The sequence below is a fragment of the Actinosynnema sp. NPDC059335 genome (genome assembly GCF_042752395.1).
GTDB lineage: Bacteria > Actinomycetota > Actinomycetes > Mycobacteriales > Pseudonocardiaceae > Actinosynnema.
In genome coordinates this window covers 51,843-78,836 of record NZ_JBHYXZ010000001.1, presented here as the reverse complement: position 1 = coordinate 78,836, position 26,994 = coordinate 51,843, and the positions used below count along the sequence as shown (strand labels likewise).

The window sequence follows — 26,994 nt, the reverse complement described above, 5'->3', positions numbered from 1 at the left end:
GAGGGGTCAGCGGCGCGGTGGGTCGGTGGGGATGGTGATCTCCGGCGGGTCGAACGGGCGGCCGGGGTTGCCCGGTTCGCCCGGCGGCACCGGACGCCCCGGGGTGGCGGTGTCGGTGGTCGGGGGCGGGTCGCTCGGCTGCGGCGGGGGGACGTAGCCCGTCGAGACCAGCAGGGTGATCACGGTGCCCTTGAGCGCGCTGCCGCGCGGCGTCTGGCTGACCACCTGGCCCTTCGGCCGGTCCGAGTTGCGGTTCTGCGCGGACACCTTGTAGCCCGCCTGCTCCAGGACCCGGGTGGCGTCGTTGACGTTGCGGCCGACCACGTCGGGCACGCGGATCTCCGCGCCGCCCTTGAGGTAGCGCTCCTCGACCGGCGGCAGGCCGCGCACCGGCAGTCCTTCGTGGACCTTCGTCATCGTGTCGAACCACGTGCGCGCGGGCACGGTGCCGCCGTAGATGTCGCCCCGGCCGCACAGGCGCGGCGGGCCGGCGTTGACGCAGATGCCGCGCGGTTCGACGCCGTCGTTGAACGTCTGCACCGCGCCGGCGAAGTCGGGCGTCGCGCCGATGAACGCGGCCGACTTGTAGTCCTCCGTGGTCCCGGTCTTGCCGAGCATCGGCCTGGTCCACTTGAACTGCCGCGCCGCCGCGGCCGCCGTGCCCTGGCCCTGGTCGTCCTTGGCCAGCCCGGTGGCCAGGCCGTTCGCCAGCGGCTCGGCCACGACCTGCTCGCACGGCGCCTCGTTGACCGGCACGGGTTTGCCGCTGCGGTCCAGGATCTGGCCGATCGGGGACGGCGGGCACCACACGCCGCCGCTGATGATCGTCGCCGCCACGTTCGCCAGTTCCAGCGTGCTCACCGGCGCGGGGCTCAGCGTGAACGAGGCGTTGCCGCCGTTGGACTTGTAGAACTCGGTCTGCGAGATCCGCAGCTCCTTGTTCTTCGCCTTCGGGTCCGGCCGCACGCCCGCGATGTTCGTCGCCATGGTCTCGCGCATCCCCAGCCGCGACGCCATGTCCACGACCGGATCCATGCCGAGCTGTTCCTCCAGGATCACGAATCCCGTGTTGGGCGAGGTCTGCAACGCGGTCTGCAACGACATCTGCGCCGGGTAGTTCGACGACGCGTTGCCCAGGCAGTACCACCGCGTGTTCGGCTCACCGGTCGGCGGGCACTTGTCCCCGCCGCCCTTGAACACCCGCGACACGTGCGAATTGGGCGTGGCGATCGTGTTCTCGATCCCCATCCCCTTCTCCAACGCCGCCGCCGCGGTGAACACCTTGTAGACCGAACCCGCGCCGAACTTGTTCTCCACCCCGGACGGCAGGTCGAACTGCGTTTGGAACTGGTCGGCCTTCAACCCGTAGTCCCGGTTCGCGACCAGCGCCACGACCTCGTGCCGTTCCTTGCCCGGCCGCACGATCGCCATGGTGTTCGCGATCCCGTCGGTCGACTTCGCGACCTGCCCCTCGGCCGCGCGCTTGGCGTGCTCGGTGACAGCGCGGTCCAAAGTGGTCCGGATCGTGTAGCCGCCGGTCTTCAGCTGCTCCAGGCTGAACCCGTTGCGCTGCAGGTAGTTCAGCACGTACGAGCAGAAGAACCCGTGCTCCGGCCCGGCCCCGACGCACCCGCTGGGCGGCGTGCGCACCGGCGTCGCCAACCCGAGCGGTTCGGCTTTGGCGGCCTCCGCGGCGTCACGCGACAGCTTGTCGTTCTCGACCATCTTGTCGATCACCTGGTTGCGCCGCTCCAGCGCTTTCTCCGGGAACACCTCCGGGTTCAGCGCGGACGGGCTGTTGACCATGCCCGCGAGCATCGCCGACTGCGCCACGGTCAGCTTGTCCGCCGTGGTGTTGAAGTACGCCTGGGACGCGGCCGCGATGCCGTAGATCGTCGAACCGAACGGCACCACGTTCAGGTAGCGGGCGAGGATTTCCTCCTTGCCGAGTTTCCGCTCCAGTTGCAGCGAGATCCGCCATTCGCGGGCTTTGCGCGCGACCGTCTGCTCCTGCGCCTTCTGCTGCTCCACCAGGTTGTTGCGCGCCACGACGTGCACCAGGTAGTTCTTCACGTATTGCTGCGTGAGCGTGGACGCGCCCTGGGTGACCGAGCCGCTGAACTGGTTGGTCAACCCGGCCCGGATCGTGCCCCGCCAGTCCACGCCCTGGTGCTCGTAGAACCGGCGGTCCTCGATCGAGACCAGCGCCGCCTTCATCGTGGGCGAGATCTTCTCGGGCGGGACGAGCACCCGGTACTGGTCGTACAGGTAGGCGATGGGCGCGCCGTCCTTGTCCGTGATCGTGGAGATCAGCGGCGGGTCGGTGGTCACGAGGTCGGCCGAGATGCTGTCGACCGTGTCGCTGGCCTCGTTCGACACCACGCCGAGCGAGCCCACGACCGGGAACAGCATGCCCGCCAGCAGCACCCCGGCCAGCACGCACAGGCCGAGCAGTTTCAGCACGCCGTTCCGGGCTCGCATGCAGGTCAGCGTACGCGGCACCAGAAGAGCTGATCGAGATCGCGCACAGTTGATTACTCAGGATGAGTACTCGTACTCAAGACAGGTAACAGGTGGGCAACCCAGGGTTGGAGGTGGAACCGGAAGGCTCTACAGTCCGTCACTGTCCAAGACAGCAGCCCACGGCACGCCCACTCGTTGGTGAGCCTACGGCATCCGCGGCAGGGGTGTGGCGGATTTAGGAAGTCTGGACACTGTGTGAACTGAGGTGGGGGAGATATGCAGCAGGGGGATTGGCGGATCAAGGCCGCGTGCCGTGATGAGGAGCCGGACCAGCTCTTCGTCCGGGGCGCGGAGCAGCGCAAGGCCAAGGTGGTGTGCCTGGGGTGCCCGGTGCGCACCGAGTGCCTTGCCGAGGCCCTGGACAACCGGATCGAGTTCGGTGTGTGGGGCGGCATGACGGAGCGCGAACGGCGGGCGCTGCTGCGGCGCCGCCCGGACGTCGCCTCCTGGCACGAACTGCTCGACACCGCACGTCAGGAGCACCACGAGGAGTCCAAGGTCGGGTAGCGGCCCCTTCCCTACTCGCCCGCCAGACGCCGGCCGATCTCGTGCAGGCCCTCCAGGTCGTGCACGTCGGTGGGCAGGGCGGGTACTCCGACCAGCGGAACACCGGGGTGCGCACGGGTGAACCGCGCGAGCAGTCGCTTCTCCCGATCGGCGACGGCCACGCGATCCGCGTGCACCCGCAACACCGCGGCGGCCAGCGGAGCGTCCCCGGTGCGCTCGAGCCGGTCCGCCGCCGCCAACGCGCCGGGTGCGGGCAAGGGGGCCAGCACCGGGTGCGTCCGGTTCGCCACCAGACCGGTCAACGGCATCCGCTCCGCGCTCAACCGCTCCACGAAGTAGCTGGCCTCGCGCAACGCGTCCGGTTCGGCCGCCGCGACCACCAGAAAACCGGTTCCGGGTGATCGCAGCAGCTCGTAGGTGGCCTGGGCGCGTTGCCGGAAGCCGCCGAACATGCTGTCGAACGCCTGCACGAAGGTCGACGCGTCGTGCAGGAGTTGGCCGCCGACGATCGTGGACACGGCCTTGGTGAACAGGCCGAAGCCCGCGCCCACGATCTTGCGGATGCCGCGCCCGCCCGCCCGGGCGGGCGCCGACAGCATCCGGATCAGCTTGCCGTCCAGCACCGTCGACAACCGCTGCGGCGCGTCCAGGAAGTCCAGCGCCGACCGGCTCGGCGGCGTGTCCACGACGATCAGGTCCCACTCGTCGCGTTCCACCAACTGGCCCAGCTTCTCCATCGCCATGTACTCCTGCGTGCCGGAGAACGACGTGGAGATCGTCTGGTAGAAGGGGTTCGCGAGGATCTGCTCGGCCCGTTCCCGACCGGCGTGCTGCCACACCATGTCGTCGAACGTGCGGCGCATGTCCAGCATCATCGCGTGCAGCTCGCCCTTGTCCAGGCCCTCCGCGTGCACGCGCCGCGGGTGGTTGTCCAGCTCGCCGAGGCCCAGCGACTGCGCGAGCCGCCGCGCCGGGTCGATGGTCAGCACGACGGCCCGCCGGCCGCGCCCGGCGGCCCGCACGGCCAGCGCCGCCGCCGTGGTCGTCTTGCCGACGCCGCCCGACCCGCAGCACACCAGCACCCGCGTCCCCGGGTCGTCCAGCAGCGCGTCCACGTCCAGCCGGTTCACCGCACACCCCGCCCGACCAGCACCTCGGCCAGCTCGTAGAGCCCGGCCGGGTCCACCCCGTCGGTCAGCTCCGGCAGCTCCAGCGTCGGCAGGTCCGCCTCGGCGAGCTTGTCCTTCGCGCGTTCCTCCATCCGGATGCGCACCGCGTGCTCCACGGCCTGCTCGACCAGCCCGTCGAGCAGGTCCTCGTCCACGTCCAGGCCGGCGGCCTCCAGCCCGGCGCGGACCCGGCCGGCGTCGATCCGGCCCTCCGCCGCCGCCGGGACCGACCGCGCGGGCAGCCGCGGCGGGCTGACCCGGTTCACGAACACCGCGCCCGGCCGCAGGTCGGCGGCGTCCAGCTCGGCCACCGCGTCCAACGTCTCGCGCACCGGCATCTCCTCCAGCAGCGCCACCAGGTGCACCACCGTGTCGCCGGAGTGCAGCAGGTTCACCACGCCCTCGCTCTGGCCCCTGATCGGCCCCACCTTGGCGAGGTCCGCCATGGCCCGGGTGACGTCCAGGAACCGGACCACCCGCCCGGTCGGCGGCGCGTCGAGCACCACGGCGTCGTACTCGTGCCGGCCCGTCCTGCCCGCCCGGCGCACGCACTCCTTGACCTTGCCGGTGAGCAGCACGTCCCGCAGGCCCGGCGCGAGGGTCGTGGCGAACTCGATCGCGCCCATCTTCTTCAACGTCCGGCCGGCGAACCCGAGGTTGTAGAACATGTCCAGGTACTCCAGCAGCGCCGCCTCGGGGTCCACCGCCAGCGCGCGCACCTCCCCGCCGCCGGGCGCGGACGCGATCCGCTCCTCCGAGTACGGCAGCGGCGGGCGGTCGAACAGCTGCGCGATGCCCTGCCGGTTCTCGACCTCCACCAGCAGCACGCGCCGACCGCCGGTGGCCAGCGCCAGCGCGAGCGCCGCGGCGACCGTGGTCTTGCCGGTCCCGCCCTTGCCCGTCACCACGTGCAGCCGCGCCCGGGTGAGTACGTCGGTCCAGCCGTTCACCAGATCAGCCTATGCGCGCCGCCCTGAGAACCGCTGGCCACGCCGCCCGTCACGCCCCCCGCGCCCACGGTCAGTCCATCATCGTGACGAACACCACCGCGATGGCGGTCGCCCCGACCACGCCCCACGCCACGACCGACGGCAGCACGTACGCGATGAGCACCGCGACGACCGCCACGATCACCGCCCCGACCAGCAGGGCGCGCCTCACGTCGTCCTTCCGCGCGCCCTTGCGGTCGCGCGCCTGCGCCATCCCGACGAGGATCATCACCAGCCCGCCCAGCAGGAACGCGCTGGTGGCGACGATCCGCCACGTTTCCACGTGATCAACGCTAGCGCCGGGTGATCGCGCAGTCACGTCACGCTTTGACCCGTGACCCCGACCGGCCCGCCGGCCCGCCGCGACACGATCGGGGGTACTCGCCGGGGTCGCCGCGACCGACCTCCCGCTAGGCTGCGCCCCATGCAGAAGTGGGAGTACGCGACCGTCCCGCTCTTGATCCACGCCACCAAGGCGATCCTGGACCAGTGGGGCGCGGACGGCTGGGAGCTGGTCACCGTCCTGCCGAACCCGAGCGGTGAGCAGCACGTCGCCTACCTGAAGCGGCCCAAGGCATGAGCTGGACGGCGCGCCTGGCCGAACTGGGCGTCGAGCTGCCCGAGGTCGCGGCGCCCGTCGCGGCGTACGTGCCCGCGGTCCGCACCGGCAACCTGGTCTTCACGTCCGGCCAGCTGCCGTTCGTCCGCGGCGCGCTCGCGGCCACCGGCAAGGTCGGCGGCGACGTCAGCCCCGAGGAGGCCAAGGGGCACGCCCGCACGTGCGCGCTCAACGCCCTGGCCGCCGTGGACGCGCTCGTCGGCCTCGACTCGGTCGCGCGCGTCGTCAAGGTCGTCGGGTTCGTCGCCTCCGCCGACGGCTTCACCGGCCACCCCGCCGTGGTCAACGGCGCGTCCGAGCTGCTCGGCGAGGTGTTCGGCGAAGCCGGCCGGCACGCGCGGGCCGCGGTGGGCGTCGCCGAGCTGCCGCTGGGCGCGCCGGTCGAGGTGGAGCTGATCGTCGAGATCGGGGAGTGAGATGTCCGACACGTGCCACGAGCTGCTGCTGAGGCTCGCCGGGCGGCTCCCGGACGACCTCCTGTGGCGGTTCCGCGACTGGGCGGGCACGGACGCCGTCGCGGTGCTCGCCCGCGCCCTCCCGCGCACGCTGCTGCACGACCGGATCGGGCTGACCGACCACGAACAGCGACTGCTCGCGGACGCCCTCGTGCCGCACGGGGCCGACCGGGCGACCATCAGTTCTGTCAAAGGGCTGGACGAACTCCCCGAATCCGGCTACACCTTCTCCCCGGAATCACCCGATCGGGTGTCGATGGGTGATTCCGCGACCGTGGTGCTCGGAGCGACCCTGCGGGGCCGCCCCGGGGTCGGCGAAGTCCGGTCCTCGTGGCGGCTGGGCGGGGGCGAACCCAGGAGGCTCATCCTGGTCACCGCCACGACCGGCGCCGCCCGGTTGACCGGTGAACTCCAGCGCGTGCTGCGGGCGCTCGGCGAGCACGACCCCTGCGTGGAGGTCCTGCCCGCCGGACTGGACCTGCCGCCCTACCACAGGGCGGCGTTGGCGGCCTCGGAGCTGGTGTGCGCCGGCGCCGACGCCGACGGGCACCTGGTGCCCGTGTAGAGCTCGCCGCTCCCGCGCGGGCCGGAAGGAGAACAGGCGTGACGAACGACGGTGTGGGACTCCCCGTCCGTTTACACGACCTCCTGTTGGCGCTGGCCGGACGCGTCGACGACGACGCGCTGACCCAGGCTCGGGAGCTGCTCGCGGTGGCCGAGCTGGACAGAGCCGTGGAACTGGTCGTCGGCTGCCTGCTCGCCGGCCGCATCCCGGTGTCCTCCGACGAGCGCCACGAGATCGGCTGGCTGCTCGGCGAGGTCCGCTCCGACCGCACCCTCGCCGACCGCCTGTTCGCGGTCGAGCGGGTGCCGTCCGCGCGGCACCGGTTCAGCGTCGACAACGACCCGGCCGACGGCCTCGGCGAAGTGCTCGGCAAGACCCTGTCGGTGCTGCCCGACGTGCGCGGCGTGCGCGCCACCTGGCGGTCCAGCCCGGCGGGCGCCACCCCCGGGCCCCTGCCGCAGCGCGTCGTCCTGGTGGACATCGGCCCGGCCGGCTTCGCGCCCGCCACCGCCTACCGGGTCGACACCGTGCTGCGCAAAGCCGGCATCCGGGCGTCGGTCGAGGTGCTGACCGTCGGCACCCAGCTCGGCGAGTACCACGCGGCCGCCGTGACCACGGCGCGCGAGGTGTTCTTCACCGCCGGCACCACCGACCGCCCGCAGATACCGGACCCGGCCACGTGGTTCGACGGTGAGTCGCGGGGCCAGGCACCGGTGGTCGAGCCGGAACCGGTGCCTGTCGAACCCCAGAACGGCTCCAAGTCACGTCGGTCCCGCGTCGAGTCCTACGAAGGCGCCCAGCCGTTCCCGCCGAAGCCGGTCAAGCGGCTCCCCGTGCTCGAACCGGTGGCGGACGTCGTCGAGGACGAGCCGCGACCGGCCGACGAGGCGCGCGTGGCGGACGACGTGCACGTGACCGAGGACGTGCGGGCGGAGGCGCCCGCCGAGGACACGCGCGCCGACGACGCCCACCAGGAGCCGGTCGCCGAGCCCCCGGCGGCCGACCGGCCGCCGGCCCCGGTGTTCGCGTTCCCGGACGACCACCCGCTGTCGCGGGCCGAGGTCACCACCGAACTCGGCCCCGACGACCTCGCCGCGCTCCAGGCCGCGCTGGCCGACGGGCAGCCGCCCGCGGCCGTCCACCTCCCGCCCACCGTGGACGCGAAGCTCAGCGACCGCGAACGGGCACTGCTGCAACAGCTGCACGAAGAACTGGCGCAGCGCGAGCAGCAGTCCTGGCCCGGCGGCCCGGAATACGTCAACGGGATGCCCAAGCCGAGCAACGGCAAGTACCCCGGCTGAACCGGCAGGCCCGGCCCCACACGAGGGGCCGGGCCACACCGCGCGACCTAAGCCTCCGCCTTCCGCCGCGCCAGGTCGATGACCCGCTGCAGGTGCAGACCACGCCGCACGTCCAGCGGGTGCTCCGTCGTGCCGCTGTCCACCATGGCCACGAAGTCGTCCAACAGGTTCGTGAAGCACTGCCGCGCCGTCGTGCCCCGATCGGCCAACACCCGGTGACCGTGCTCCCCGTACACCACCACCTCGGCGATGCCCGGGTTCAACGGCAACGACATGGTCATCGTCGCCACGCTCGTCGCACCCCCCTCGTGCCGGAACACGACCTGCCACACACCGTGCTCCGACCGGTTCGCGGCGATCACGTCGGTGATCGTGCCCAGCGTCGCGTCCAGCAGGTCGAACGCGTGCGGACCCACGTCGTCCAACGGACCCCGCTCGTGCCGCCACGGCGACCGCGAGTACGGACCACCCAGCAACGCGCCGTTCAACCACCGCGCGCTCCCGCCCACCCAGCCGCCCGCCTCCCGCAACTGCGCCAACTGCTCCTGCGTCTCCGGGGCGAACCTCTTGGTCAGCACCACCAGCGAAGCGACCCCGCCGTCCGCCACCGCACGGGCCAGCCGCTCGGCGTCCGCCAGGCTCCCCGCGATCGGCTTCTCCAGGATCACGTGCTTGCCCGACCGGGCCGCCTCGACCGCGATCCCCGCCTGCACCTCGGGCGGCACGGCGAACGCGACCGCGTCCACCTGCGCCAACAACTCCTCCGGCGTCCGGGCGACGGCCGCGCCGTGAGCCGCGGCCACCTCCGCCGCGGCGTCCTCCCGACGGGCCCACACCGCCGCCAAACGCGTGCCCGGGTGGTCGGCGATACCCGGCGCGTGCACCGAGGTCGCCCACGGGCCGGCACCGACGAGTCCTACGCGCAGCTGTTCGTCCACCCGGCCCATCCTGCCTTTCATCGGCCGCCTACGTAAGTCGAGCGCGGCACGAAGATCCGGCCGCCGTGGTCGAACCGCAGCTCCACGCCGTCCGGACCCCGCACCACCTCCGGCGTGTCGTCCCACCCGTCCGGGATCGGCACGACGTGCCCGTGATCCGGCGACGCGCCCAGCCACACCTCGTGGTCCGTCCCACCGACCAGGCGCGACCGCTCCTTCACGTAGACGTTCGGCGAACCCTCGTCCGTGCTCGTCACGGTGCTGCCGGGGAGGAAGAGGAGGACGGCGGCCGTCGCCGTCAGGCCCGTGCCCACGATCGCGCCCACGACGAACAGCGCGACGTTGACCAGGCAGCCCTTGCGCGTGGTGTCCACAGACGGATGATCCTCGTACGCTCGGGTCGTGCGCGAACTCCCCCACGACCTGGTGCTGCCGGCCGACATGGCGCCCGAGGACTTCACCGGACCGCCGGTCCGACCCCGTGACGCGGCCACCGTCGTCCTGGTCCGCGACGGCGCGGCCGGGATCGAGGCGTTCCTGCTGCGCCGGGTCGCCGGCATGGCCTTCGCGGGCGGGATGACCGTGTTCCCCGGCGGCGGCGTCGACCCGCGTGACGCGGACACGTCCGTCGCGTGGAGCGGGCCGCCGCCCTCCTGGTGGGCCACCCGGTTCGGATGCTCCGTCGAACTGGCCACGGCGTTGGTGTGCGCGGCGGTGCGGGAGACGTTCGAGGAGTCCGGCGTGCTGCTGGCCGGGCCGTCCCCGACGTCCGTCGTGGCCGACACGGCGGCGTTCGCCTCGGCGCGCGCGGCGCTGGTGGCGCGGGAGCTGTCGCTGGCCCAGTTCCTGGCCGCCGAAGGGCTCGTGCTGCGGGCCGACCTGCTGCGCCCGTGGGCGAACTGGCTGACGCCCGAGGAGGAGCCCCGGCGGTACGACACGTACTTCTTCGTGGCCGTGCTGCCGTCCGGGCAGGTCGCCGACGGGGTGACCACGGAAGCCTCGGACGCGGCCTGGCAACGGCCGGGCGATGCGCTGCGCGACTGGAAGGACGGGCGGCGGTCGCTGATGCCGCCCACCTGGGTGACGTTGGCGGAGATGGACGACCTCGGGTCGGTGTCGGCGGTGCTGGCGGCGACCCGGGACGTGTCGAAGGTGATCCCCAAGTTGGTGCGGGAGGGTGACGTGGTGCGGGTGGTCCTGCCGTGAGCGCGGTGGCCTACGGGGTGTTGCGGCCGGTGACGCCCACGGCGTCGGTGCTGCTGGCCGAGAACCCCGGCTTGATGACGTTGGAGGGGACGAACACCTGGGTGCTGCGCGCGCCCGGGTCCGCCTCCTGCGTGGTGGTCGATCCTGGGCCGGCCGACCCGGCGCACCTCGGGCGGATCGCGGAGCAGGCCCCGGTGGAGGTCGTGCTCCTCACCCACGGTCACGCCGACCATTCGGAAGGGGCACGTTCGTTCGGGCGACAGGTGGACGCGCCGGTGCGCTCGGTCGACCCGGCGTTCCGGCTCGGCGGGCAGGGGCTGGCGGAAGGCGACGTGATCGAGGCGGCCGGCCTGTCGATCCGGGTGCTGCCGACGCCCGGGCACACGGCCGACTCGGTGTGCTTCCAGTTGGACGACGCGGTGCTGACCGGGGACACGGTGCTGGGTCGGGGGACGACCGTGGTGGCACATCCGGACGGGCGACTCGGTGACTACCTGCAGTCGTTGCGGCTGCTGACGACGCTGCCGACGGGCACGATCGGGCTGCCCGGCCACGGTCCGGAGCTACCGAACGTCGTGGCGGCTGCCGGCGGGTACCTGGTGCACCGGGAGCAGCGGTTGGCGCAGGTCAGGGCGGCCGTGGCGGACCTGGGCGGCGACCCGACCGCGCGTCAGGTGGTCGAACTGGTGTACGCCGACGTGGACCGTGCGCTGTGGCCGGCCGCGGAGTGGTCCGTGCGGGCGCAGCTGGAGTACCTGCGCGAAACCCCAACCGGGTGACACCCACACGCCCTGCCGTGTGACACCCAACGGCGGGCCGCCCACCGCTCACCGTCCCCCACCCTGTCACGCCCCGCCCACGACCCCGCCCACCACCCGCCCGTCACCCACCGCCTGCCCGTCGCCCACCGCCGCCCCTCGCCCCACCGCTACCGCCCAACCCCACCCGGGTTGTCGATCGCATACCGCCAACCACCGTCCGCACCCCGCCGCGCGACATCGGTCGCCGTGCCGGCCTCGTCCCCGATCCGCCAGTCGACGATCAACAACGCCAAGTCACCCCGCGTGATCACCTTCCGGACCTCGACCGTCATCGGCCGGCCGAGCGCGAGGTGCCCGGCGAGTTCGGCGGGCTGGGCACCGGGCTCGTACAGGGCACTGGGGTCACCCGCGGTGAAGGCTGCGGCGAACAGCGGGGGCAGCTCCTCGGGGGTACGCGCGATCATGTGAGGGACGTTAGGAGGGCGGCGCGTGACCAACCAAACGGTGAGTGCCTGGGCCGGCGACCCACACGGCGAGGTCGACCACCCGGTGCCCGACTGCCCGGTCGAGGTCACGTTGCACGCGCTGCGCGGGCGGTGGACGACGCTGATCGTCCGCGAGCTGCTCGCGGGCGAGCGGAGTTTCGGCGACCTGGCGGCCGCCCTGCCCGCGCTGTCCGACAAGGTGCTGGCCGACCGGCTCACGCAGCTCGCGGCGAGCGGCGTGGTGGTGCGGGCGCGGGAGCCAGGGTGGCCCAGCCGGGTGCGCTACTCCCTGACCCCGCGCGGCGAGGCGCTGCGCGGGGTGCTGGAAGCGATGTGGGTCTGGGGCGGCGGCGACGACGCGGGGTAGACCGGGGCCGGCCGGTCCGTCTGTCGATCCGGTCCGTCCGTCGATCCGGCTTCCGCGGACCGCGCGACCCGCCAAGCCCCGCTCGCCAACCAACCACCCGCCCACTCCGGCTCGTTCCGACTCGGCCCGATCGCCCCGTCCCTGCCGGTTCGACCCGGCCCGAATCCCCTCCCTCCCGTTCCGCCGATCCGTCCCGACCCGGCCGCATCCGCTTCGGCTCGATTCGCGCTCGCCCGGCCGGCTCCCGTTCCGGCCGGGCTCGCCACGTGGCTTGCTCGGACGCCGGGCCGCGTCCTGCTCGGGCCGGCGCAGGGGTCGTGGTTGTCGGGCGCTCGGTCCTCGTTTTAACCGAGGTGCGGTAACGGTGTTTCCGTACACTTTCCGGCCAGGTTCACCCCATCGTGTCCGGCCCGGGAGGCCGAGAGACGCGTGCCCCGGGCCGTCAGGAGACGGTGCGCAGCGGCACGACCAGGTACGTCAGCTCCACGCCGTCGTCCCCGGCCTGCGACGTCAGCACCGTCGAACGCAGACCGTCCTGGATCCGCAGCTCCACCCGCCGCCCGCTGAACGCGCGCAGCGCATCGGCCAGGTACCGGGCCTGGAAGGTCTTCGTCACGCGGTTGCCGTCGATCGTGGCCTTGACCGACTCCTCCGACTCGCCGCTCTGCGGATCACTGCCCCGCACCCGCAGCTCGCCGTCGTCCACCTGCAACGTCACCGAACCGTGCGGCCCGGAGTAGGGGACCGCCCGCCGCACCGCGCCGGCCAGCACATCGGCCTCCACCAACACCGTGCTGTCGATGACCGCCTCCAACAACTTCCGCACTCGATCATCCGGGAACGGGGCGGCCAGCAGCGCGGTGCTCACGCTGCCACCCGCCCACGACAGGGCGATGCGGTCGGCGTCGGCGTGCACCGTCACGTCCGCGTCGCGGTCCGGCTGCCTCGACGCCTCGGCCAGCACCGCCGCCGGCGCGAGCACGTCCAGCCCGCCTGTCGGCCCCCACGGTATCGAAGCGAACGCCATCCGGTACCGGTCCGTGGCGATCAGCTCCAGCCGCCCGCCCGCGCCGTGCATCCGCACCCCGGTGAACATCGGCAGCGCGTCGTCCTTCGACGCGGCGCTCGACACCGGCACCAGCGCCGCCGCCAGCGCCCGCGCGGCGATCACGCCCACGGCGGGCGGCAGCGGGGGGATGCCCGGGTGGGACGCGAGGTCCAGCAGCGGCAGGGCGAAGCGGGCCCTCGACGTGCGCACGGCCAGCCGGGAGCCCTCCACGACGAGGCGCACCTGGTGGTCCTCCAGGCCGCGCAGGGTGTCGGCGAGCGGTTTCGCGGGCACGACGACGGCGCCGTCCGCGTGCACGGTCGCCGCACGGGTCAGCCGCACCGCGTGCTCGCGGTCGCTGCCCGCCAGCTCGACGCCGCCGGCGTCGGCGCGCAGCACCAGGCCCGCCAGCACGGGGTCGTACACGCGGGTGGGCAGGAGGCGGGCGACGTCGGCCGCGGCGGCGGCGAGGTCGGCGGTGGTGGCGGTCAGGTCCATGGCGCGGACGCTAGACCCGACCACCGACAATTCAGCGCGCCGCGGCCAGGGCCGGCGAGGCGGGCACGCCGGCGGCCACGGTGCCGCGGAACGCCCACACCAGCACCGCGATCAGGAAGCCCGACGCCGCCGCCGCGACGAACGCCGCGCCCGTGCCGTGGGACTCGACCAGCTGACCGCTCACCGACTGGCCGATCGCCAACCCGACCGTCACCGCCGTGACCACCCAGCCGAACGCCTCGGTGGCCGTCCCTGCGGGCGCGACCTGCTCGATCGCGGCCGAGTGGGTGGTGGCCTGCGGCGTGATCAGGGTGCCGACCACGAACAGCGCCGCGCCCAGGCCGATCAACCCGGTCGGCACGGCGAGCAGCAGGGACAGCACCGCGAACCCGCCCAGCAGCACGGGCAGCCGCAGGTGCATCGCGCGCGGGAACGGCTTCATCGCGTACAGGACGCCGAACAGCACCGAGCTGACCGACCACAGGCTCAGCAGCAGGCCGCCCACGCCGACGTGGCCGGCGCGCTCCGCCGCGGCGGGCACCGCCACCTCGATGAACCCGATCGTCACGCCGAAGCCCAGCGCCGCCAACGCGACCGTGCGCATGCCGGGCGACGCCAACGCGCCGAGCAGGTTGCGGCCCGTCGCCGCGGGCCGGACGCCGCGCACCGTCGGGTTCACCGCGAACCACACCGCGCCGAGCACCATCGACACCGCGCCGAGCACCACGCCGGTGCCCGCCCACGGCGCCGTGACGAGCAGCCCGGCGAGGCCGGGGCCGAGGATGAAGAAGACCTCCATGCTGATGGCCTCGTACGCGTACCCGGCCAGCCGCGCGGACCCCGGGGGCAGCACGTGCGACCACAGCGCGCGGGACGCGGAGCCCACCATCGGCTCGGTGAGCCCGACCAGGAACGCGAGCGGCGCGAGCACGGCCGGCGCCGCGCCCGCCTCGACCGCGCCGATCGCCAGCGCCACGAAGCCCGCGAACAACGCCACCGCGCCGAGCAGCGGGCGGGTCGGCCCGAGCCGGTCCATCAGCCTGCCCTGCACGATCGACCCGACCGCGACGCCCACCAGCGACGCCGCCGACACCAGGCCCGCCGCGGCGAACGACCCGGTCTCCCGCTGCACGTACAGCAGCAGCGACAGGCCGATCATGGCGATCGGCAGGCGGGCGAGCAGGGACGCGACGACGGGGCCGCGCATGCCGGGGGTGGTCAGGGCGGTGCGGTAGTCGGAGAGGCGGGCAGACTGGGACATGCGTACCAGTATGACCACACTGGTACGCCCGTACCAGTCATTTGCCGGTGCGATCCGTCACCGCCTCCCCGGCCGTGGGCGGTCCATTGGCCGGGAATGGGTTGCAGTTCGATTACAACAATGGGATGACCGGGTGAAACCACCTGGGGAAACCGCTGAACAGAGGGTCCTTGAGGGTGAACGGGCTTGAGTTGCGGGGTGGGGGCCGTGCGATCGTGGAAGCAGCCACCACCACCCGTTTCGACTCACGTCGCCGCGGGTAACCAAGCCTCCTTCCGGCGCTACGAGGGTCGGGGCCTGCGAGCGCCGGAGGTGTGGGAAGAGCGCGGTCTGTCGGGGGATGGGCCGTGCGCCAACAAGACCGGTGCGCCGCGTCGGGGGCGGCGCCCGGTCTTGTTGTCCGTCGACACCGCGCGGCCACGTCGTCCGACGACGACGCCGCGCGTCGACCTCCTCGTCACCGGGCGCGGCGGGCCAGGCGCTCCGGGTCGAGGATCAGCACGCTCTTGCCCTCCAGCCGCAGCCAGCCGCGGTGGGCGAAGTCGGCCAGGGCCTTGTTCACCGTCTCGCGCGAGGCGCCCACGAACTGGGCGATCTCCTCCTGCGTCAGGTCGTGCGTGACCCGCAGCAGACCGGCCTCCTGGCTGCCGAAGCGCTGCGCGAGCTGCAGCAGCGCCTTGGCCACGCGGCCGGGCACGTCGGTGAAGATCAGGTCGGCCAGCATCGAGTTCGTCCGGCGCAGCCTGCGGGCCAGCGCCCGCAGCAGCTGCTCGGCGATCTCCGGCCGGTTGGTGATCCACTGCCGCAGCGCGGGGCGGTCCATGCTGACCGCGCGCACTTCGGTCACCGTGGTGGCGGTGGACGTGCGCGGACCGGGGTCGAAGATCGACAGCTCGCCGAACATGTCCGACGGACCGAAGATCCCCAACAGGTTCTCCCGGCCGTCCGGCGACTTGCGGCCGATCTTCACCTTGCCGGACTGGATGATGTAGAGCCGGTCGCCCGGCTCGCCCTCCGCGAAGATCACGTGGCCACGCGGGAACTCGACTGACTCGAGCGTCTGCGCCAGCGCCTCCGCCGCGGCCTGTTCAACCCCCTGGAAGATGCCCGCGCGGGCCAGGGTCTCGTCCACCTCGTCCCTCCTGTCGAGACGCGGCGGCATGGTTGAGCGCGTTCCGCCTTCTGGCGGATCAGCGCCTGCCGCCGATCACTGAGTGCAGTCTAAGGGCTGTGGTGGGGATCGCCTTTCGGCGCGCCGCTCCACCAGCCCGGACAGCCCGATAAGGCCCGCGGGGGTTGACCCCGTGGGCCTCGCCGGTCCTTTCCCCGCTTAGCGGCGGGTACGCCGCTGGCGCAGGTTCCTGGCACGACCGCCCAGCCGGCGCAGCCGGAACAGTTCCAGCGCGCGGCCGATGCCGTGCCCGTAGAGCGCCCTGACCTCGTCGGGGCGGGCCGACTCCAGGAACTCCTCGACCTCGTCCTCCTGCACGGCGACGTGCCGCAGACGAGCTTCCACGCGCTCCATGAAGAGCGCGAAGAACATGATCACGATCGGAACGGCGATGACGAACCAGGCAGTCATGATGGCTCCGATCCTTGCGCATCCGGTTCGGCGCGCGGTCAAGGGGGGTCACTCCGGCGTGTCGGTTCGAGGTCCGTCGAGAAGACGTGTGCGGTCGGCCCGTGGTTGCTTGCCCCCGATCGTCGCCCTTCAAACCGGTCGCCGCCCGGGAAGCCCGTCACCCGCGGGGTGGGACTTCCGGGTGACGGGGCTCGGCCGACCGAGCCGCCGCCGGCGTGGCGGCGGCCAGTAACCTCGTCGCATGGCGAAGAGCGCGGTGAAGCAGCCGGAGACGCGGTTGGGGCTGGTCCGCCGGGCACGACGCATGGTGCGGATCCTGGGCGAGGGTTACCCGGACGCGCACTGCGAGCTGGACTTCACCACCCCGCTGGAACTCCTCGTCGCCGTGGTGCTCTCCGCGCAGACGACGGACGTGCGGGTGAACCTGGTCACGCCCGCGCTGTTCCGGCGCTACCGCACGGCCGCCGACTACGCCTCCGCCGACCGGGCCGAGCTGGAGGAGCTGATCAAGTCGACCGGCTTCTACCGCAACAAGGCCACGTCGCTGATGGGCCTGGGCGCGGCGCTGGTCGAGCGGTTCGGCGGCGAGGTGCCCGGCCGGCTGGAGGACCTGGTGACGCTGCCCGGCGTCGGCCGCAAGACCGCGAACGTCGTGCTGGGCGACGCGTTCGGTGTGCCGGGGATCACGGTGGACACGCACTTCGGCCGGCTCGTCCGCCGCTGGGGCTGGACGTCCGAAGAGGACCCGGTGAAGGTCGAGCACGCCGTCGGCGCGCTGGTGGAGCGCAAGGAGTGGACCCTGCTCTCGCACCGCACGATCTTCCACGGCCGCCGCGTGTGCCACGCCCGCACGCCCGCCTGCGGCGCCTGCCTGCTCGCGCCGCAGTGCCCGTCCTACGGCATCGGCCAGGTCGACCCGGAGAAGGCGCGGAAGCTCGTGAAGGGCGAGGAGGCGCCGCGGTTGATCGAGCTGGCGGAGCGGGTCCGGGCGGGGGAGAGGCCGGCGTGAGCACCGCCGCGCGCTGGTCCGTCGTCGTCCTGGTGCTGGCGGTGGCGGGCGTGGTCGCGCTGTGGCCCCGCTCGCCCGGGCCGGCCGAGCAGGCCGCGATCCCGACCCGCACGCGGCCGACCGCGGACCTCGACGACGTGCGCGCCCGGGCGGCGCTCCCGCCGTGCCCGCAGGGGTCGCCGGACGCGCCGGGGCCGGAACCGCTGCGCGGCGTCGTGGTCACGTGCCTGGGCGACGGCCGGCCGGTCGACGTGGCGGCCACCGTGCCGGGCCGGGCCGTGGTGAACTTCTGGGCCACCTGGTGCCTGCCGTGCCAGGAGGAGCTGAAGGTGCTGGACGCCTACGCGCGGGAGCCCGGCGCGGTCCCGGTGGTCGCGGTGCTCGTGGAGAGCAAGGAGGCCGACGGGTTGGAGCTGCTGGCGAAGCTCGGCGTGCGGCTGCCGGCGGTGGCGGACCCGCCCGACGCGGTGCGCCAGGCGCTGCGCGTGCCGCGCAGGCTGCCGGTGACCTACGTGGCCGGCGCGGACGGCTCGCTGGACCTGGTGGACGAGCCCGTGGTGTTCACGTCGGTGGAGCAGGTGCGCGAGGTGGTCGGATGACCGCCCTGGTGGACCCGGACGACGTCCCGGAGTGGATGCGCGGCCTGGTGAAGGCCACCGCCGACATCGACGCCCGCGCCTTCACCCGCCTCACGCCCCCGCCGGACGGCTCCGGGCGGCCCGCCGCCGTGCTGATGCTGTTCGGGGAGGGCCCGAACGGCCCGGACGTGCTGCTGCTGCGCCGCGCCGACACGCTCGGCTCGCACCCCGGCCAGGTCGCCTTCCCCGGCGGCGCGGCCGACCCCACCGACGACGGCCCGGTGGACACCGCGCTGCGCGAGGCGTTCGAGGAGACCGGCGTGCTGCGCGAGGGCGTGCGGCCGGTGGCGACGCTGCCCCGGCTGTACGTGCCGGTGTCGCGGTTCGTCGTGACCCCGGTCCTCGCGCACTGGGACGCGCCGTCGCCGGTCGCGCCGGTCGACCCGGCCGAGACCGCCGCCGTGGCCCGGGTGCCGATCGCGCACCTCGCGGACCCGGCGAACCGGTTCCGGGTGAGCCACCCGTCCGGTTTCGTGGGACCCGCGTTCTCCGCACCGGGCATGCTGGTGTGGGGTTTCACCGCCGGCCTGCTCGACGGGCTGCTCGCGTTGGGCGGGTGGGAGCGGCCGTGGGACACCGCGGACGTGCGCGATCTCGACGTGGCCCGGGCGGCGGTGGAGGTGTGAGTGAACTGGGTTGACCTGCTCGTGCTGGCGCTGGCCGCCTTCGCCGCGGTCTCCGGCGCGCGGCAGGGCATGGTCGTGGCGCTGCCCGCGTTCCTCGGCGTGCTGGTCGGCCTGGTGCTCGGCACGCAGCTCGCGCCGCTGGTCGTCGCCCGGTTCGACAACGTGGTGACCAAGGTCGTGTTCGCGGTCGGCATCGTGGTGCTGCTGGTCGCGCTGGGCGAGACGCTCGGCGTGTACGTGGGCCGCGCGATCAAGCCCCGGGTCAACTCCAGCCCGCTGCGCGGCGTGGACAACGCGCTGGGCGCGATCGTGCAGGGCGCGGTGGTGTTCGTGGTGGCGTGGATGATCGCGCTGCCGCTGACCATGGTCGCGGGCCTGCCGTCGCTCGCGAAGACGCTCAACCAGTCGGTGATCCTGTCCACGGTGGACGACGTCATGCCGCCCGCCGCCCGCACCCTCGCCGACGACCTGCGGAAGCTGTTCGACGTGTCGGGCTTCCCGGCCGCGATGGACCCGTTCGACCGGACGCCGATGCGGGAGGTGGGCCCGCCGGACCCGGCGTTGAGCGCCGACCCGATCGTGCGGCGGTTGGAGCCCAGCGTGCTCAAGGTGCGCGGACGCGCGCCGTCGTGCTCGCGGGCGTTGGAGGGCACGGGTTTCGTCATCGCGCCGGAGCGGGTCATGACGAACGCGCACGTGGTCGCGGGCACCACCGACGTGAGCGTCGAGGTGGGCATCGGCGAGTTCGACGCCACGGTGGTGCACTACGACGCGCAGACCGACGTCGCGATCCTGGCCGTGCCGGACCTGGAGGCGACGCCGCTCGAGTTCCGCACCGACGACATCCAGCCCGGCGAGGACGGGATCGTGCTCGGCTACCCGCTGGACGGCCCGTACACCGCGTCCGAGGCGCGGGTGCGGGAGCGGATCAGGATGCTGCGCGGGCCGGACATCTACGACGCGCAGACCGTGACGCGGGACGTGTACACGGTGCGGGCGAAGGTGCGCAGCGGCAACTCCGGCGGCCCGCTGGTCGACCCGCAGGGCCGGGTGATGGGCGTGGTGTTCGGCGCGGCCGTGGACGACCAGGAGACCGGTTTCGTGCTGACCGCCGAGGAGGTCGCGGAGGAAGTGGCGAAGGCGCCCACGATGGTCCGCCGGGTCTCGACCCAGACCTGCGCCTCCTGAAACCCCGTCGCCGGTCAGACCGTCGCGAGGAAGTCGGTGACCATCCGGCTCGTGGTGTTCGGCGCTTCCTGGTGCGGGAAGTGGCCGACCTCGGGCAGCACCCGGTACGACGACCGCGCGCCCGTCCACGGGACCGAGTCGGCCGCGGTGGACGGCAGCATCACCGGGTCGAGCGCGCCGTGCAGCTGGAGCACCGGCACGTCCAGCCGGCGGTCCACCGCCTCGGCGAACCGGCGGCCGTCGCCGCGCAGCTGCGACCGCACGGCCCACCGGTGGTACTCCATGGAGCTGTGCGCGACGCCGGGCACCAGGAACGCCTCCCGGTTGCGGCGCGCCACCTCGTCGAACTCGGGCGACACCCTCCACTTCGGACCGCCCCACGCGTGCAGCATCCCGGCCACCGCCGCGCCCCGGTCCCGGGTCAGCCACCGCTCCGGGTACAGCGGGAGCTGCGAGCGGAACAGGTGCGCGCTCGCCCGGCCCTGGCCGCGCGGGCGCCGGCGGATCGCGCGGCGCAACGCCAAGGGGTGCGGCGCGGCCACGGCCGTGACCGAGTAGACCAGCCGCGAGTGCATGGCGGCGACCGTCCACGCCAGCATGCCGCCCCACGCGTGCCCGACGAGGTGCGCGCGGGGTTCGCCGAGCGCCTTCACCAGGCCGGCGACGTCGCCGGCGAGCGTGAACCCGTCGTAGCCGCGCGGCGGTTTGTCGGAGTCGCCGTAGCCGCGCAGGTCCACGGCCACCGCGCGGTAGCCCGCCTCGGCGAACGCGACGACCTGGTGCCGCCACGTCCACCAGAACTCCGGGAACCCGTGCAGCAGCAGCACGAGCGGGCCCTCGCCCAGCTCGGCGACGTGCAGCCGGATGCCGTTCGCGGACACGTCCCGGTGCGCCCACGGGCCGGGCACCCGGGCGGTCGACGGGTCCGGTGGCAGCCGCACGGCGCGGTTCAGCGGTCTTCGCCGCGGTGCCGCAGGGCCGCGACGGTGCCCTTGGCCGAGTCGATCGTGCGCTGCGGCGCGCGCAGCCTCTTCACCTTGCGGTAGCCCAGCAACGCGAAGAGCACCGCGGTGACCAGCATCAACCCGAACACGATCAGGAACGCCGACCAGCGGGGCAGCCACACGTCCAGCAGCTCCGCGCCGAAGAAGAAAAAGAAGAAGGAGCTGAACAGCAGCACCGTCAGCGCGACGATGAAGTAGACGCTGCCCTTCACGCCCTTCTTGATCTCGCCCGCCACCTCGGACTTGGCGAGCTCGACCTCCGCCCTGACCAACGTGGACAGGTGGGCCGTGGCGTCGCGCACCAGGCCGCCGATGGACGTCTCTGCCGCGATCTTCGCCGCGCTCTCCGCGGTCAACGGGATCGACGGTACGGGTGGCAGTCCGCTGCCGTTGGTGTTCTCCCGAGCGCTGGTCACCGGTTCATCGTGCCATGCACGCCCGGCGGCGGCCGCCCGACCGGCTGATCTCCGCACGATCAGGAGTCGTCGTCGGCCCGCCGGTGCGCCCGGCCGCGCCGCACGAGCAGGACCGCGGCGAGCGACGACGCCGTCAACGACGCCAGCAGCACGGCGGCTTTCGCCTGCTCGGCCGCCTGCCCGTCCAGGGAGAGGTCCGCGATGAGCAGGCTGACGGTGAACCCGACCCCGCCGAGCACCGCCACCGCGACGATGTCGCGCGGCCCCGCGCCGCTCGGCCACCGCGCCGCCTTCACCAGCACCGCGACCGCCGACGCGCCCACGATGCCGACCACCTTGCCCACCACCAGGCCGAGCATCACGCCCAGCGCCAGCCGGTCGGTGAACAACGCGCCCAGCGCCTCGCCGTTCACCGGGACGCCGGCCGCGAACAGCGCGAACACCGGCACGGCCACACCCGCCGACCACGGCTGCAACCGGTGCTCCAGGCGCAGCGCCGGCGCCTCGTGCTCGTAGCGGTCCTTGCGGACCCGGGTCAGCAGGGCCAGCGCGACGCCCGCGATGGTGGCGTGCACGCCGGCCGCGTGCACCGCGACCCACGTGCCGACCGCGATCGGCACGTACAGCCACGGCGTGGTCACCCGCTTGTGCTGGAGGAACGCGTACAGCGCCAGCAGCGCGACCGCCGCGGCCGCCGCCACGAGGTCGAACGACGCGGTGAACAGCACGGCGATGAGCACGATCGCGCCCAGGTCGTCCACCACGGCCAGGCTGAGCAGGAACAGCCGCAGGCTGTTCGGCAGGCCCGACGCGGTGATCGCGAGCACGCCGAGCGCGAACGCGATGTCCGTGGCCACGGGGATCGCCCACGCCCGCTCGACGCCCGGCTCGCCCCAGCCGACGCCCAGCGCGATCAGCGCGGGCACGACCATGCCGCCGACCGCGGCCACCACCGGGAGGATCGCGGTCTTGACGTCGTTCAGCTCGCCGATGACCAGCTCGCGCTTCAGCTCCAGCCCGGCGACGAAGAAGAAGACGGCGAGCAGGCCGTCCTTGGCCCAGTCGCCGACGCTGAGGCTCAGGTGCAGCGACTCCGGGCCGACGTGGAAGTCGCGCACCGCCGTGTAGGCGCCGGACAGCGGCGAGTTCGCCCAGACCAGCGCGACGACGGTGGCGACCAGGAGGACCGTGCCGCCGACGGTCTCGGTGCGCAGGTAGCGGGCGAACTCGGCGGCGGCGGGGCGGATGCGGTTCACGTCAACTCCGGGTGGTCGGGCACGGTCCATCGTCGTGCCGACCAGGCTTCCCGGCTCACCGGGGACCACCCTAACCCCCGGAGGGGTCCGCCGACGAACCGGCGGACCCCTCCGGACGTGCTCAGTCCTCGGAGGCGCCCGACTTCAGGCCGTTCGAGATGAGGTCCATCACGGACGAGTCCGCGAGCGTGGTCACGTCGCCGACCTGCCGGTTCTCCGCCACGTCGCGCAGCAGCCGGCGCATGATCTTGCCCGAGCGGGTCTTCGGCAGCTCCGGCACCACCATGATCTGCCGCGGCTTCGCGATCGGGCCGATCTCCTTGGCCACGTGGTCGCGCAGCGCCTTGATCGCCTCCGCGCCGTCGGAGCCCTCGGCCACCCCGCCGCGCAGGATCACGAACGCCACGATGCCCTGGCCCGTGGTCGGGTCGGACGCGCCGACGACCGCGGCCTCGGCCACCGTCGGGTGCGAGACCAGCGCGGACTCGACCTCGGTGGTGGAGATGCGGTGCCCGGACACGTTCATCACGTCGTCCACCCGGCCCAGCAGCCAGATGTCGCCGTCGGCGTCGTACTTCGCGCCGTCGCCCGCGAAGTAGTAGCCCTGCTCGGCGAACCGGGACCAGTACGTGTCGCGGTAGCGCTCGTCGTCGCCCCAGATGCCGCGCAGCATCCCCGGCCACGGCTGGTCGAGCACCAGGTAACCGCCGCCGCCGTGCGGCACCTCGTTGCCCTGGTCGTCCACGACCTTCGCGCCGATGCCGGGCAGCGGGCGCTGCGCCGAACCCGGCTTGGCGGCCGTCACGCCGGGCAGCGGCGAGATCATGATCCCGCCGGTCTCGGTCTGCCACCAGGTGTCCACGACCGGCGTCCGGCCCGCGCCGATGGTCTCCCGGTACCAGATCCACGCCTCGGGGTTGATCGGCTCGCCGACGCTGCCCAGCACGCGCAGGCTGGAGAGGTCGTACTTGGCCGGGATGTCCGCGCCCCACTTCATGAACGTGCGGATCAGCGTCGGCGCGGTGTAGTAGATCGACACGCCGTACTTCTGCACGATCTCCCAGTGCCTGCCCTCGTGCGGGGTGTTGGGCGTGCCCTCGTAGACGACCTGCGTGACCCGGTTGGCCAGCGGCCCGTACACGATGTAGCTGTGCCCGGTGACCCAGCCGATGTCGGCGGTGCACCAGTAGACGTCGGTGTCGGGCTTGAGGTCGAACACGTTGTGGTGCGTGTACGACACCTGGGTCAGGTAACCGCCGGAGGTGTGCAGGATGCCCTTGGGGCGGCCCGTGGTGCCCGACGTGTAGAGGATGAACAGCGGGTGCTCGGAGTCGAACGCCTCCGGCGTGTGCCGGTCGGACTGGCGGTCCACCAGGTCGTGCCACCACACGTCGCGGCCCTCGGTCCACTCGACGTCGGTGTCGGTGCGCTTGACCACGAGCACGTGCTCGACGCTGTCGGCGTTGGCCACGGCCTCGTCCACGGCGGTCTTGAGGGGCGCCGGGTTGCCGCGCCGGTACTGGCCGTCGGTGGTGATCACGAGCTTGGCCCGGGAGTCCTCGATGCGGGTGCGCAGCGCCTCGGCGGAGAAGCCGCCGAACACCACGCTGTGCATCGCGCCGAGGCGGGCGCAGGCGAGCATGGCGAAGATGGCCTCGGGGACCATCGGCATGTAGATGGCGACCCGGTCCTGCGCGCCGACGCCCAGCTCGATGAGCGCGTTCGCGGCCTTGGAGACCTCGCGCTGCAGGTCGGCGTAGGTGATGGCGCGGCTGTCGCCGGGCTCGCCCTCCCAGTGGATGGCGACCTGGTCGCCGTGGCCGGACTCGACGTGCCGGTCGACGCAGTTGTAGGCGACGTTGAGCTTGCCGCCGACGAACCACCGGGCGAACGGGGCGTTCGACCAGTCGAGGACCCGGTCCCACTTCGTGTCCCAGGACAGCCGCTCGGCCTGCTTCGCCCAGAACGCCTCGCGGTCGGCGTCCGCCTCCTCGTACAGCGCGGCGGTGGCGTTGGCCTGCGCGGCGAAGTCCTCGCTGGGCGGGAACGCCCTGTTCTCCGTCAACAGGTTGTCCAGGGCGGCTTGCGGCTCTGTCATGGCGGGCGGACCTCCTGAATCCGTGGGGGTGCGCACTGACCGTAGTGCGATTCAGCTCACTGCGCACCCAAAAGGTTCAGACCAATTTCGGCCGAGTTCGAAACGCGTGGGTAACTGTGTAACCCGGTGCGGGCCCGCTGACCACCGCGATTCCGCCGAACGACACGTAGGTTGCGACCAGCGGCACGCGGCGTGACTCCCGTCACGTTCGCAGACCGGCCTTCAGGGCGGGCCACTCCTCGGCGGTCATCGAGTACACGACGGTGTCGCGCAGGGTGCCGTCGGGTCTGACGCGGTGCACCCGGAGCACGCCCTCGCGGGTCGCGCCGAGGCGTTCGATGGCGCGTTGGGAGCGCTCGTTGCGCAGGTCGGTGTGCCAGCCGACGCGGAGCGCGTCGAGGTCCTCGAACGCGCGCCGGAGGAGCAGGAACTTGGCGTTGGTGTTGAGCGCGGTGCGCTGCCAGCGCGTGCCGATCCACGTGTGGCCGATGTAGAGGCCGCGGTTGCGCGGGTCGATCTCGTAGTACGACGTCGTGCCCGCGACCTCGCCCGTGCGCGGGTCGATCTGGGCCCACGCGACGCGGTCCGGGTCGGCGAGGCTGCGCTCGATGTACTCGCGGGTCTCGTCGACGGCAGCCGGCTGGCGGGTGCTGAGCCACGTCCAGATCTCGGGGTCCTTGCCTGCCTCGTGCAGGCCCTCGGCGTGCTCCGGGCCGAGCGGTTCCAGGCGCACGTGGTCGCCGATGAGCACAGGGCGGTCGTACCAGTTCACACCTCGACGATAAATCCGTCAGTGGCCGCTTTGCACGGCCATTTTCGATCAGTTTCAGATGGCCACTTACCGGCGGGTAGTGTGCTGCGGCGTGACCGATCCGCTTGCCCCGCTGCTGGACCTGCCCGGTGTGGCCGACGCCGTCGCCGCGGCGCGTGACGCCGTGTTCCAGGTGCACCGGCACCGGGTGAACCTGCGCGGCTGGGCGACCACCGCGGCCGAGGCGTCCGTGCGCGCCGCCCGCGCGTCGGCGGCGCTGGACGGCGGCTCGACCGCCATCCCGCCGGACGGCGCCGTGTCGGACCCCGTGCTGGCGGGGGCATTGCGGGTGGCGGAGTCGCTGGGGGTGGTGTTCCCGACGTGGCAGCGCGCGCCGTTGCAGGCGTTGGCGCGGCTGCACGTGCTGGCGGGCGCGGACCTGGGCGGCGAACTGGGCCGTCCCCGTTCCGCGCCGGGCGTGTCCGAGCGCCTGGACCTGCTGGCCCGACTGGTCGCCGGCGGCACGTCGGTCCCCGGCCCGCTGCTGGTCGCGGTGGTGCACGGCGAGCTGATGTCCCTGGCCCCGTTCGACACGGCCAACGGCGTGGTGGCGCGGGCGGCGTCCCGGCTGGCGTCCATCGCGACGGGCCTGGACCCGAAGTCGCTGGGCGTGCCGGAGGTCCTGTGCCTGCGCCGGCAGGACGACTACGCCGCCGCCCTGCACGGCTTCTCGACCGGCGACCCGGACGGCGTCGCCCGCTGGATCCTGTTCTGGTGCGAAGCGCTCCAGTCCGGCGCCCGCGAAGCCCGCTCCATCGCCGACGCCGCCGCCACGTAGGAGGTCGCGGACGCGGGCAAAGGAAAACCCGGCCCACGAGGGACCGGGCGGGTATGGGACCAGGCTAGCCGGTGGTCGTCGGCTTATCAAACGGGCCGGCGCGACGTCACCAGCCCGGTGGTCGGGTGTAGCGGCCGGCCGGGTCGGGGAGCTGGTGGCCGGTGTAGTCGTCCGGGCCCAGCGTGCGCCACCAGTGGTTGCCGGTGCCCAGACCGCTGCCCGCGTTCGTGGACAGGGCCCCTGCCGTGTAGCCCCCGCCGGGGTTGACCACGCCCACGGGCACCCGGTTCCACGCCTCGTGGACGGGCAGCCGGAGGTCGCTGTCGTTGCTGATCACGATGACCGCGTCCACCGCGGCCGTGAGGACGTCGACCAGGAGGTGCGCGGCCACGTTGACGTCCGAGCCCTTCTCCTCGAACGTCGCCACCGAGGCCATGAACAAGGCGTCGCCGACCGGCGCGCCACCGCTCTGGACCATGATCGGCCACGCCGGGGCGACCGGCACCGGGTGATGCCTGCCCTTCCCGCTGCCGCCCTTCTCCACGGCCAGCGGCCGCTTGACGACCTTGCTGATGTAGTTGCCGTACTCGATGTGGTCCACGCTGCCCGACGCGAGCAGCGCCTTGAGGTAGACGTCCTGGTCCTGCGAGCCGGACGCGTTGTGGGCGGCGCTGATCCGCGCGGTGCAGTACACGATCCGGGCGGGTCGGGCCGAGGGCCAGTCGGCCGCCTTCTCGGCCAACAGCGTCCCGACGAGCCCTCGGATGTCCAACCACCGCCACCCGGCCGTGCCGCGGCCGCAGTGCTTGCGCCCTCCGTAGTACAGGTTGTAACCGTCCACGTACACACCGACACGCATCCGACAATGTTAGGGATCCTCGGTTTCCGTGCCGACG

General features: G+C 72.9%; 30 protein-coding genes. 13 read left to right on the top strand and 17 right to left on the bottom strand.

Features of this window, described 5'->3' with window-relative positions:
• Window positions 1-6: 6 nt before the first annotated feature.
• Window positions 7-2,481 (bottom strand): penicillin-binding protein, encoded by a 2,475-nt coding sequence (locus tag ACFXGA_RS00395; protein WP_378082855.1) that lies wholly within the window; start codon window positions 2,479-2,481, stop codon window positions 7-9.
• Between the two features lie 258 nt (window positions 2,482-2,739).
• Between ACFXGA_RS00395 and ACFXGA_RS00390 the strand changes: the two genes are divergently transcribed.
• Window positions 2,740-3,030, top strand: a complete 291-nt coding sequence (locus ACFXGA_RS00390; RefSeq protein WP_378082854.1) for a WhiB family transcriptional regulator — start codon at window positions 2,740-2,742, stop codon at window positions 3,028-3,030.
• Window positions 3,031-3,041: 11 nt separating this feature from the next.
• On the opposite strand, the gene ACFXGA_RS00385 is transcribed toward ACFXGA_RS00390, so the two are convergent.
• The 3 genes from ACFXGA_RS00385 to ACFXGA_RS00375 all read right to left on the bottom strand — a co-directional run bounded on the left by ACFXGA_RS00385 (window position 3,042) and on the right by ACFXGA_RS00375 (window position 5,471).
• Window positions 3,042-4,160 (bottom strand): ArsA family ATPase, encoded by a 1,119-nt coding sequence (locus ACFXGA_RS00385; RefSeq protein ID WP_378082852.1) that lies wholly within the window; start codon window positions 4,158-4,160, stop codon window positions 3,042-3,044.
• Window positions 4,157-5,149, bottom strand: a complete 993-nt coding sequence (locus ACFXGA_RS00380) for an ArsA-related P-loop ATPase (RefSeq protein ID WP_378082851.1) — start codon at window positions 5,147-5,149, stop codon at window positions 4,157-4,159. Before ACFXGA_RS00380 ends, ACFXGA_RS00385 begins: the two co-directional genes overlap by 4 nt.
• A gap of 70 nt (window positions 5,150-5,219) precedes the next feature.
• On the bottom strand, window positions 5,220-5,471 hold the full coding sequence (locus ACFXGA_RS00375) for a hypothetical protein (RefSeq protein ID WP_378082848.1): 252 nt from the start codon (window positions 5,469-5,471) through the stop codon (window positions 5,220-5,222).
• A gap of 141 nt (window positions 5,472-5,612) precedes the next feature.
• Between ACFXGA_RS00375 and ACFXGA_RS00370 the strand changes: the two genes are divergently transcribed.
• The 4 genes from ACFXGA_RS00370 (at window position 5,613) to ACFXGA_RS00355 (ending at window position 8,128) form a co-directional block, all read left to right on the top strand.
• Window positions 5,613-5,768, top strand: coding sequence for a DUF4177 domain-containing protein (locus ACFXGA_RS00370; protein ID WP_141979599.1), 156 nt, complete (start codon window positions 5,613-5,615; stop codon window positions 5,766-5,768).
• Window positions 5,765-6,223 (top strand): RidA family protein, encoded by a 459-nt coding sequence (locus tag ACFXGA_RS00365; protein ID WP_378082845.1) that lies wholly within the window; start codon window positions 5,765-5,767, stop codon window positions 6,221-6,223. Before ACFXGA_RS00370 ends, ACFXGA_RS00365 begins: the two co-directional genes overlap by 4 nt.
• Window position 6,224: 1 nt before the next feature.
• Window positions 6,225-6,827 carry a hypothetical protein gene (locus ACFXGA_RS00360; protein WP_378082843.1) on the top strand — a complete coding sequence of 201 codons (603 nt, stop codon included), beginning with the start codon at window positions 6,225-6,227 and terminating at the stop codon, window positions 6,825-6,827.
• Between the two features lie 86 nt (window positions 6,828-6,913).
• Window positions 6,914-8,128 carry a hypothetical protein gene (locus tag ACFXGA_RS00355; protein WP_378082842.1) on the top strand — a complete coding sequence of 405 codons (1,215 nt, stop codon included), beginning with the start codon at window positions 6,914-6,916 and terminating at the stop codon, window positions 8,126-8,128.
• Between the two features lie 47 nt (window positions 8,129-8,175).
• On the opposite strand, the gene ACFXGA_RS00350 is transcribed toward ACFXGA_RS00355, so the two are convergent.
• Together ACFXGA_RS00350 and ACFXGA_RS00345 are read right to left on the bottom strand one after the other, a co-directional pair.
• Window positions 8,176-9,075, bottom strand: coding sequence for a Gfo/Idh/MocA family protein (locus ACFXGA_RS00350; protein ID WP_378082973.1), 900 nt, complete (start codon window positions 9,073-9,075; stop codon window positions 8,176-8,178).
• Between the two features lie 8 nt (window positions 9,076-9,083).
• Window positions 9,084-9,440: a hypothetical protein gene (locus ACFXGA_RS00345; protein ID WP_378082841.1), complete on the bottom strand. Its 357-nt coding sequence runs from the start codon at window positions 9,438-9,440 to the stop codon at window positions 9,084-9,086.
• Between the two features lie 67 nt (window positions 9,441-9,507).
• Between ACFXGA_RS00345 and ACFXGA_RS00340 the strand changes: the two genes are divergently transcribed.
• Together ACFXGA_RS00340 and ACFXGA_RS00335 are read left to right on the top strand one after the other, a co-directional pair.
• Entirely contained in the window at window positions 9,508-10,272 is a 765-nt protein-coding gene (locus ACFXGA_RS00340; RefSeq protein ID WP_378082971.1) for an NUDIX hydrolase, read from the top strand.
• Entirely contained in the window at window positions 10,269-11,051 is a 783-nt protein-coding gene (locus ACFXGA_RS00335) for an MBL fold metallo-hydrolase (protein WP_378082839.1), read from the top strand. The genes ACFXGA_RS00340 and ACFXGA_RS00335 overlap by 4 nt, the downstream gene beginning before the upstream one ends.
• Before the next feature lie 149 nt (window positions 11,052-11,200).
• On the opposite strand, the gene ACFXGA_RS00330 is transcribed toward ACFXGA_RS00335, so the two are convergent.
• Complete coding sequence (locus tag ACFXGA_RS00330; RefSeq protein ID WP_378082836.1) at window positions 11,201-11,497, bottom strand: hypothetical protein; 297 nt, start codon at window positions 11,495-11,497, stop codon at window positions 11,201-11,203.
• A gap of 25 nt (window positions 11,498-11,522) precedes the next feature.
• Here ACFXGA_RS00330 and ACFXGA_RS00325 point away from each other — a divergent pair, with 25 nt between their 5' ends.
• Window positions 11,523-11,885 carry a winged helix-turn-helix transcriptional regulator gene (locus ACFXGA_RS00325; RefSeq protein WP_378082834.1) on the top strand — a complete coding sequence of 121 codons (363 nt, stop codon included), beginning with the start codon at window positions 11,523-11,525 and terminating at the stop codon, window positions 11,883-11,885.
• Between the two features lie 442 nt (window positions 11,886-12,327).
• Here the strand turns inward: ACFXGA_RS00325 and dnaN are convergent, their stop codons facing one another.
• The 4 genes from dnaN to ACFXGA_RS00305 all read right to left on the bottom strand — a co-directional run bounded on the left by dnaN (window position 12,328) and on the right by ACFXGA_RS00305 (window position 16,274).
• Window positions 12,328-13,431: a DNA polymerase III subunit beta gene (gene dnaN, locus ACFXGA_RS00320; protein WP_378082832.1), complete on the bottom strand. Its 1,104-nt coding sequence runs from the start codon at window positions 13,429-13,431 to the stop codon at window positions 12,328-12,330.
• A 31-nt stretch (window positions 13,432-13,462) separates the two neighbouring features.
• Entirely contained in the window at window positions 13,463-14,692 is a 1,230-nt protein-coding gene (locus tag ACFXGA_RS00315; protein WP_378082831.1) for an MFS transporter, read from the bottom strand.
• 457 nt (window positions 14,693-15,149) lie between these two features.
• Window positions 15,150-15,824 carry a Crp/Fnr family transcriptional regulator gene (locus ACFXGA_RS00310; RefSeq protein ID WP_033441932.1) on the bottom strand — a complete coding sequence of 225 codons (675 nt, stop codon included), beginning with the start codon at window positions 15,822-15,824 and terminating at the stop codon, window positions 15,150-15,152.
• Window positions 15,825-16,022: 198 nt separating this feature from the next.
• The gene (locus tag ACFXGA_RS00305; protein ID WP_015097743.1) at window positions 16,023-16,274 is read right to left on the bottom strand and encodes a hypothetical protein; all 252 of its coding nucleotides are present in this window, start codon (window positions 16,272-16,274) and stop codon (window positions 16,023-16,025) included.
• A 241-nt stretch (window positions 16,275-16,515) separates the two neighbouring features.
• Between ACFXGA_RS00305 and nth the strand changes: the two genes are divergently transcribed.
• The 4 genes from nth to ACFXGA_RS00285 are packed head-to-tail and all read left to right on the top strand — an operon-like array spanning window position 16,516 to window position 19,735.
• Window positions 16,516-17,283 (top strand): endonuclease III, encoded by a 768-nt coding sequence (gene nth, locus ACFXGA_RS00300; protein WP_378082828.1) that lies wholly within the window; start codon window positions 16,516-16,518, stop codon window positions 17,281-17,283.
• Complete coding sequence (locus ACFXGA_RS00295) at window positions 17,280-17,882, top strand: TlpA family protein disulfide reductase (protein ID WP_378082827.1); 603 nt, start codon at window positions 17,280-17,282, stop codon at window positions 17,880-17,882. Before nth ends, ACFXGA_RS00295 begins: the two co-directional genes overlap by 4 nt.
• Entirely contained in the window at window positions 17,879-18,547 is a 669-nt protein-coding gene (locus ACFXGA_RS00290) for an NUDIX hydrolase (RefSeq protein ID WP_378082825.1), read from the top strand. Before ACFXGA_RS00295 ends, ACFXGA_RS00290 begins: the two co-directional genes overlap by 4 nt.
• Window positions 18,548-19,735 (top strand): MarP family serine protease, encoded by a 1,188-nt coding sequence (locus tag ACFXGA_RS00285; RefSeq protein ID WP_378082822.1) that lies wholly within the window; start codon window positions 18,548-18,550, stop codon window positions 19,733-19,735.
• Between the two features lie 14 nt (window positions 19,736-19,749).
• Here the strand turns inward: ACFXGA_RS00285 and ACFXGA_RS00280 are convergent, their stop codons facing one another.
• The 5 genes from ACFXGA_RS00280 to ACFXGA_RS00260 all read right to left on the bottom strand — a co-directional run bounded on the left by ACFXGA_RS00280 (window position 19,750) and on the right by ACFXGA_RS00260 (window position 25,281).
• Window positions 19,750-20,676, bottom strand: a complete 927-nt coding sequence (locus tag ACFXGA_RS00280; protein WP_378082820.1) for an alpha/beta fold hydrolase — start codon at window positions 20,674-20,676, stop codon at window positions 19,750-19,752.
• A gap of 8 nt (window positions 20,677-20,684) precedes the next feature.
• On the bottom strand, window positions 20,685-21,155 hold the full coding sequence (locus tag ACFXGA_RS00275) for a phage holin family protein (protein ID WP_378082819.1): 471 nt from the start codon (window positions 21,153-21,155) through the stop codon (window positions 20,685-20,687).
• 59 nt (window positions 21,156-21,214) lie between these two features.
• On the bottom strand, window positions 21,215-22,441 hold the full coding sequence (nhaA, locus tag ACFXGA_RS00270; RefSeq protein WP_378082966.1) for a Na+/H+ antiporter NhaA: 1,227 nt from the start codon (window positions 22,439-22,441) through the stop codon (window positions 21,215-21,217).
• 91 nt (window positions 22,442-22,532) lie between these two features.
• Window positions 22,533-24,509 carry an acetate--CoA ligase gene (gene acs / locus ACFXGA_RS00265; protein ID WP_378082817.1) on the bottom strand — a complete coding sequence of 659 codons (1,977 nt, stop codon included), beginning with the start codon at window positions 24,507-24,509 and terminating at the stop codon, window positions 22,533-22,535.
• 202 nt (window positions 24,510-24,711) lie between these two features.
• Entirely contained in the window at window positions 24,712-25,281 is a 570-nt protein-coding gene (locus ACFXGA_RS00260; protein ID WP_378082815.1) for a GNAT family N-acetyltransferase, read from the bottom strand.
• A 91-nt stretch (window positions 25,282-25,372) separates the two neighbouring features.
• On the opposite strand from ACFXGA_RS00260, the gene ACFXGA_RS00255 reads away from it, so the two are divergent.
• Entirely contained in the window at window positions 25,373-26,098 is a 726-nt protein-coding gene (locus ACFXGA_RS00255; protein WP_378082812.1) for an oxidoreductase, read from the top strand.
• A gap of 106 nt (window positions 26,099-26,204) precedes the next feature.
• On the opposite strand, the gene ACFXGA_RS00250 is transcribed toward ACFXGA_RS00255, so the two are convergent.
• On the bottom strand, window positions 26,205-26,957 hold the full coding sequence (locus tag ACFXGA_RS00250) for an NYN domain-containing protein (protein WP_378082811.1): 753 nt from the start codon (window positions 26,955-26,957) through the stop codon (window positions 26,205-26,207).
• Between the last annotated feature and the right edge of the window lie 37 nt (window positions 26,958-26,994).